Source organism: Bradyrhizobium sp. WSM1743, assembly GCF_000473065.1.
Classification (GTDB): domain Bacteria; phylum Pseudomonadota; class Alphaproteobacteria; order Rhizobiales; family Xanthobacteraceae; genus Bradyrhizobium.
Map to the genome: position 1 here is coordinate 38,884 of NZ_AXAZ01000069.1, position 6,312 is coordinate 45,195.

A 6,312-nucleotide genomic window follows, 5' to 3' on the forward strand; every position below is an offset into this window, starting at 1 on the left:
CGCAACAAAATGCTGGCTTCCATCCACGATGATCCGCCGATCCTGGTCTGTGCGGATCTTCAGGTCGAGTACCTGACCCCCGGCCGCCGCCACGTCATCCTCGACGGTGAGGCGACAACGGCGCGTTGCCTGGAACTCCTGACTCTGTGGCGCGGCAATCTGTGGCCGGTGATGCATCTGAAGCGCATCGCGCAAGCGGCCTGGTTCAATCCGTCATCCAGGCTGACCGATTGGATCGCACAGACCAAACCGCGGCCGGGAGAGATGACGTTCGAGCACCCGCTGCCGTCCGCCTACAGCTCGTCGCGGTTTGTGGACTATATGTCCAGTATCCGCACCACGCGCTGCATTCTGATCGGCTTTTCCCTGGACGAGACCATCCTGGCCACCGCCGTCGACGGGTTTCACCGCAGTCATCGCTACCAGGTGATCACTGATGCCGTGGCTTGCCGGCAGCCGGGCACCGACGATGCCGCCGCCTACCGGCATGCGGTAGTGAATGTCATCGGGAATTTTGCTACAATTCAATCCGGCGCCGAACTGATCAGAACCAGCGGCGCCGTTGCGGTGTAGGCGGCCGCGACTGGTGGATGGGGTGACAATTGTCGCGGGGAGACGAACTCAGGGAGCTAGCGAGCGATCTGTCGCGTGCCGCCGAGAAGGCGCGCAGGCTTGGGCTGCCCACGACAGTTTATTTGCTCTCGATGGCGCTTGTGGAGGTGAAGGAGGCCGTTGCCGCCACCGACGATGGGGACGACGACGGCGCAGCGTGAGGACTTCCCCACTGCGGTCCTGTCATGTGCGGCTTTGTGCAACGCTGCTGAGCGCTTGCTGCCGACACATTGGCGTTGCAAGTTCTGCCTCGGCGCAATAGCCAAGTATCTTGATCATCGAGTGATGACGCCGGCTGCGCCGGCGCCGTGACGCTTTCAAGGATCCCCGCAAATGTCCATGCTGCCCAATTCGCAAGAGGCCCGGGATGTGGCCTACCAGCTCCATCCCTACACCAACGCGCGCACGCATCAGCAGGCAGGCCCCCTGGTGATCGAGCGCGGCGAGGGGCCTTATGTCTTCGACGCGACGGGCAAGCGCTATTTCGAAGCGATGGCCGGCCTGTGGAGCGTCGGGCTTGGCTTCAACGAGAAACGGCTGGTCGAGGCGGCGCACAGGCAGATGCAGGCGTTGCCGTTCTACCACACGTTCTCCGCCAAATCGCACGGGCCCTCGATCGACCTCGCCGAGAAGCTGGTCGCGCTCGCGCCTGTTACGATGAGCAAGGTGTTCTTCACCAATTCCGGCTCGGAAGCCAACGACACCGTGCTGAAGCTGATCGCCTATCGCTCCAATGCACTCGGTCAGCCCCAGCGCAAGAAGGTGATCAGCCGCCTGCGCGCTTATCACGGCGTCACCATCGCGTCGGCCAGCCTCACGGGTCTTCCGAACAACCACCGCTCGTTCGACCTGCCGCTGCCGAACATCCTGCACACGGGCTCGCCGCACTTCTACAAGGACGGTGCTCCCGGCGAGAGCGAGGAAGCCTTCGCCACGCGACGCGCCGAGGAGCTCGACGCGCTGATCCAGAAGGAAGGGCCGGATACGATCGCGGCCTTCTTCGGTGAGCCGGTGATGGGGGCAGGCGGCGTCGTCGTTCCGCCGGCGACCTATTGGGACAAGATCCAGAAGGTCCTGAAGAAGTACGACATCCTGCTGGTCGCCGACGAAGTGATCTGCGGCTTCGGCCGCACCGGCAAAATGTTCGGCTGCGACACCTATGGCATCAAGCCCGACGCGATGGTGGTCTCCAAGCAGATCACCTCGAGCTATTTCCCGCTGTCGGCGGTCATGCTGAACGATCGCATGTTCGAGCCGATCGCCGACGAGAGCAACAAGATCGGCGTGCTCGGCCACGGTTTTACCGCGGGCGGCCATCCCGTCGGCGCGGCGATTGCGCTGGAGAACCTCAAGATCATCGAGGAGCGCGGCCTGGTCGCACATGCCGCCGAGCTCGGTGCCTACATGCAGGGCAAGCTGCGTGAGCTCGCCAGCCACCCGCTGGTCGGCGAGGTCCGCGGCGTCGGCATGATCGCAGCGCTCGAGCTCGTGCTCGACAAGGGACGCAAGACCGCAGCGGCGACGCCCGGCGCCGTCGGCGGCATCGCCAGCCGCATGCTCCAGGAGCGCGGCGTGATCTCGCGCAATATGCTGGATGCCATCGCCATCTGCCCGCCGCTGATCACGACCAAGGCCCAGATCGACGAGCTGGTGGACGTGATCTCAGGCGTGCTGAACGACATGAAGGCGGAAGTGGCGAAGCTGACGCCGGCATAGCGGGCTCTCTCCCCGTCATTGCGAGGAGCCCGCGACAGAATTGCGAAGCAATTTTGCGCTGGCGACGAAGCAATCCAGACTGCCTCTGTGGAAAGATTCTGGATTGCTTCGCTGCGCTCGCAATGACGGTGTGGAGGCAGCGGGCCCAATCCATCGCCGTCACCCCCGCGCAACGGCTTCGCCGTTGCGCGGGGATGACGGTCTGGCAATTGGCCCGCGTTTGCAATTTGGCGACGAAGCCCTACGCCCGCTGCACCCCGACCACGCGGCCCTTCTCGATCGCCAGCGCCAGCTCGCCGCGCTTGAGCTTCAGCGCGGCGTCGCCGAACAGCTCGCGGCGCCAGCCGCGCAAGGCTGGCACGTCGGCCTCATCGTCGGCCGCGATCTCTTCGAGATCGTCGACGGTCGCGATCACCTTGCTTGCGACCGCGTGGCGCTCGGCGGTCATGCGCAGCAGCACTTTCAACAGCTCGACGATGGCTGCGCCATTCGAATTGTTGCGCGGTTTCTCCAGCTTGGGCAACTTCGAGAAGTCCCGCGCCAGCCCGCGCTCGACCGCGGCGACGATGTCCGCGCCCCATTTGGATTTCTCGAACCCCTTCGGCACCGAGCGCAGATGCGCGAGCTTCTCCAGCGTGGTGGGCGCGTGGCTCGCGATGTCGGTGATGGCTTCGTCGCGCAGCACGCGGCCGCGCGGCACGTCGCGGCTCTGCGCCTCCTGCTCGCGCCAGGCCGCGACCTCCATCAGCACCGCGAGGTCCTTGGGCTTGCGCACCCGCGTCTTCAGCCGCTCCCAGGCGCGCTCGGGGTGGAAATCATAGGTGCGGGGCGAGGTCAGGACTTCCATCTCGATCGAGACCCATTCGCTGCGCCGGCGCTTCTTCAGGTCGGTGTCGAGCGCTGCGAACACGTCGCGCAAATGGGTGACGTCGGACACCGCGTAATGCATCTGCTCCTTGGTCAGCGGTCGGCGCGACCAGTCGGTGAAGCGGTGGGTCTTGTCCGGACGGTGGCCGGTGACCTTCTCGACCAGCGCGTCGTAGGCGATGCTGTCGCCGTAGCCGAGCACCATCGCGGCAACCTGGGTGTCGAACACCGGATGCGGGATGATGCCCGCCTGGTGCCAGATGATCTCGATGTCCTGGCGGGCGGCGTGAAACACCTTCAGCACGCCCTCGTTGCCCATCAGCTCGAAGAACGGCTTGAGATCGATGCCCTCGGCCAGGGCGTCGATGACCACGGCTTCCTCGGCGCTGGCCATCTGCACCACGCACAGCAGCGGGTAATAGGTGGTCTCGCGCAGAAACTCGGTATCGACGGTGATGACGGGGTGCTTGGCCAGCCGGCTGCAGGCAGCCGCGAGGTCAGCGGTGGTGGTAATCAAATCCATGAACGGCCCATGACACGTGATATCAGCCGTTCTGCCGAAAGTGCTGTGATGTCAAGGGGCTCTAAGCGAATTCGAGCCTTGCATCAGGCCCGGATCGGGACTTTCCGACCAAATTCCTACTCGTAACGGACCCGCTGCGAGGGTTTTCGCGCGCAGGGCAGCGCCACCACGATCACGCACATGGCGACCAGAGCCAGTCCCAGGAACTCGAAAACCAACAGATCCACGGCGAAATCTCCAGAAACATTGATAGATTTGTCGGGCGTGCGTTGAGGGTCTGTTAATTCTCGTGGTTACCGGCCGTGTCGGCTGCCGGATGGTGGACGGGGAGTTAATGCCGGCGAGGTCACCGTCACGTCATCAGCTTCGGCAGGGCCGCCGCCAGGGTGTCCACGGCGGTGCGGACCTTTGGCGACAGCCGGGGCGAACGGGGCCACAGCGCGTGGCAGTCGTAGAGGAATTCAGGCTGGCCGGCGAAGAGGCTGACCAGCGCACCGGTGTTGAGGCGTTCGCGAACCAGCCAGTAGGGCAGCCAGGCGAGCCCCATGCCTTGCGCGGCGGCATCGGCGATCGCCTCCAGATCGTCGAGTCTCAGCCTGCCCAAGGGCATGATCTCGCGCGGGCGCTCGCCTTGCTGCGGAAACAGCCAAGGCCTGACGCGCCCTGAGCGACGATAGATGATCGCCTGATGTGCGGCGAGGTCGTCGAGCGATTTTGGCTTGCCGTTGATGCGCAAATACGAGCGCGCGCCGCACACCACCATGCGCTGGCTTGCAATGCGCCGCGCGATCAGGCCGGACTGGTCGTCGAGATCGCCGGTCCGGATCGCAAGATCATAGCCGACTTCGATGATGTCAGCGATCGGATCGCCGAAGGAGAGGTCGAGCTCGAGATGTGGATATTTCCGCGCGAGCTTTATCAGCAACGGAGCGATGCAGTGCCGTCCCAGCAGGGCCGGCATGGTCACGCGCAGCCTGCCGCGCGGCTCGGAGAGCTCGTCGGACACGACGGCGTCGGCGGCTTCCGCCTCGGCGAGCACCGCGCGGCAGCGCTCGTAATAGGCCTGGCCAGCCTCGGTCAGGCTCTGGCGCCGCGTGGTGCGGTTGAGCAGGCGGACGCCGAGTCGGTCTTCGAGAAAGCGCACATGCTTTCCGACCATCGGCCCCGACATCTCCAGGGCGTCGGCCGCGGCTGCGAACGAGCCGAGATCGACGGCCCTGACGAACACGGCCATGCTGGTCAGGCGGTCCATGATTGAAAACTCCTGGTTTTGACTGTTCGCTTGATTAGGCGATTTATCCCCTTCGCCCGGATCGGCATAGCTCCATTCAGTTCAATTGTTTTGGAGTGTATCCATGGCCCGCGCCGTTCGCTTTCATCACCATGGTGGTCCCGAAGTGCTGCGCATCGAGAGCGTCGATGTCCCGCCGCCGGCAACGGGCGAGGTGCAGATTCGCGTCAAGGCACTCGGTCTCAACCGTGCCGAGGCCCTGTTGCGAAGGGGGACGTATATCGAGAGCGCGACATTTCCGTCGGGGCTGGGTCTGGAGGCGGCAGGCGTCGTCGAAGCGGTCGGGGATGATGTGACCGGCTTTGTGCCAGGCGATATCGTGAGCATCGTCCCGCCGCTGTCGATGGTGCGATGGCCGGCCTATGCCGAGCTCGCGACCTTTCCGGCCGAGCTCATTGTGAAGCATCCGCCGGAGCTTGGCTTCGAAACTGCGGCCGCGGTGTGGATGCAGTATCTGACGGCCTATGGCGCGCTGGTCGACATCGCCGGACTTGGGCGAGGGGACATCGTTGCCATCACGGCGGCATCGAGCAGTGTCGGGCTTGCTGCGATCCAGATTGCGAACCGGATCGGCGCGGTCCCGGTCGCCCTGACGCGGACCTCGGTCAAGCGGCGGGCGTTGCTCGATGCCGGCGCCGCCCACGTTGTTGTCTCAGGCGAGGAGCTTGTCGGAGCGCGACTGCTGGAGATCGCCGGTTCGAAGGGCGTCCGCGTGGTATTTGATGCCGTCGGTGGTCCCGCATTCGAGCCACTGACAGGCGCGATGTCGCCGGGCGGGATCCTGATCGAGTATGGCGGCCTGAGCCCCGAGCCGACGCCGTTCCCGCTCTTCAACGTACTCGGCAAGAGCCTGACGCTGCGCGGCTATCTCGTGCACGAGATCATCCGCGATCCCGCGCGCCTTGCAAAGGCAAAGGCGTTCATTCTCGACGGGCTGTCGGACCGCACGTTGAAGCCGATCATTGCCAAGACGTTTCGCTTCGAGAACATCGTCGAGGCGCATCGCTTCCTGGAGTCGAACAATCAGTTCGGCAAGATCGTGGTGACGCTGTAGGGTGGGTTAGTCTTACTGCGTCATGGGCGTCGACGTCCATTTGATGCTTCGCGGGCGCCACAGCACGGACATCGCGGCAAGGTCTTGATGAGCGCCCGAAGCAAGCGGGCGTGCATGGTTGCGATCGAGTTCGGGACATGGCGTTCAGGCCGCGCGGGCGGANCCTCTGGGTCGNTAATCGTCGGGTAAGGGAGGGACCTGGACCGACGGGGCGGAACGAGGTCCTGAGGGGGGAATCGTCGCCTGCTC

Annotated in this window: 6 protein-coding genes; 4 read left to right on the forward strand and 2 right to left on the reverse strand. The window is 64.5% G+C overall.

Features of this window, described 5'->3' with window-relative positions; translation table 11 throughout:
• The first annotated feature begins 9 nt into the window (after positions 1–9).
• From YU9_RS0131000 to YU9_RS0131010, 3 genes are all read left to right on the forward strand, one after another.
• A complete protein-coding gene (locus YU9_RS0131000; protein ID WP_027576285.1) occupies positions 10–573 on the forward strand; it encodes an isochorismatase family protein in 564 nt (187 codons plus the stop codon).
• A 29-nt stretch (positions 574–602) separates the two neighbouring features.
• Positions 603–773 (forward strand): hypothetical protein, encoded by a 171-nt coding sequence (locus YU9_RS49285; RefSeq protein WP_198028325.1) that lies wholly within the window; start codon positions 603–605, stop codon positions 771–773.
• Positions 774–945: 172 nt separating this feature from the next.
• On the forward strand, positions 946–2,328 hold the full coding sequence (locus tag YU9_RS0131010) for an aspartate aminotransferase family protein (RefSeq protein ID WP_027576286.1): 1,383 nt from the start codon (positions 946–948) through the stop codon (positions 2,326–2,328).
• A 241-nt stretch (positions 2,329–2,569) separates the two neighbouring features.
• Here YU9_RS0131010 and rnd read toward each other — a convergent pair whose 3' ends face one another.
• Both rnd and YU9_RS0131025 read right to left on the reverse strand, forming a co-directional pair.
• Entirely contained in the window at positions 2,570–3,718 is a 1,149-nt protein-coding gene (gene rnd, locus YU9_RS0131015) for a ribonuclease D (protein WP_027576287.1), read from the reverse strand.
• 352 nt (positions 3,719–4,070) lie between these two features.
• On the reverse strand, positions 4,071–4,970 hold the full coding sequence (locus YU9_RS0131025; RefSeq protein WP_027576288.1) for a LysR family transcriptional regulator: 900 nt from the start codon (positions 4,968–4,970) through the stop codon (positions 4,071–4,073).
• Between the two features lie 103 nt (positions 4,971–5,073).
• On the opposite strand from YU9_RS0131025, the gene YU9_RS0131030 reads away from it, so the two are divergent.
• Positions 5,074–6,063 carry a zinc-dependent alcohol dehydrogenase family protein gene (locus YU9_RS0131030; protein WP_027576289.1) on the forward strand — a complete coding sequence of 330 codons (990 nt, stop codon included), beginning with the start codon at positions 5,074–5,076 and terminating at the stop codon, positions 6,061–6,063.
• Positions 6,064–6,312 lie beyond the last annotated feature (249 nt).